Below are 507 nucleotides of genomic sequence, written 5' to 3'. Positions count from 1 at the left end.
TTGGGCAGCATTTTGGTGCTCCTTTTTCAGGTCAGTGGTAGTAGCCAGGGCCGCGCAGGTTGATGTGTTCGTCGGGCAGTAGCGGCAGGTTTTGCTGGGACAGCGGTAGCTTTTCCAGCCCTTGGCGCAGGATCGATTCAAGGCTTTTGTAGCTGCACGCGCCCAGTGCCAGCGCTCGCTGGCAAGCGGCTTCCAGCCGCTCTTCGCCGTGCTGCTTGCTCAGGCGCAGGATGCCCAGGCAGGCGCGGAAGCCGTGCTGAGGATGGATTCGGCGCTCAAGGATGTAGGCGATAACGCCAGCGGTGTTAGGCCCGGTCTGCTCGGCCCAGCGGATCAGCCGTTGCGGTGTCCATTCGGCGTGCTCCCGGTGGCTCTTGGGCATGTGCTCGGTTTGGGTGGTGTGGCGGCCTTTGTGCAGCGAGCGCAGGTGACTGGCCACCCGCTGGTTGGCGTGGAAGCACTCGACGGTCTTAGCGGTTAGCCGCACTTCGAGTTGGTGCTTCACCA

Annotated in this window: 1 pseudogene; it reads right to left on the bottom strand. The window is 63.1% G+C overall.

Annotated elements, in window-relative coordinates:
• Positions 1–31: 31 nt before the first annotated feature.
• A pseudogene (locus tag K5E40_RS34425) lies at positions 32–507 on the bottom strand (IS21 family transposase); the annotation flags it as partial.

It is taken from the genome of Pseudomonas baetica (assembly GCF_019733355.1).
GTDB classification, from domain to species: domain Bacteria; phylum Pseudomonadota; class Gammaproteobacteria; order Pseudomonadales; family Pseudomonadaceae; genus Aquipseudomonas; species Aquipseudomonas baetica_A.
Note: the sequence above shows the minus strand (reverse complement) of the source record. Positions and strands in the feature narration are given on the sequence as shown.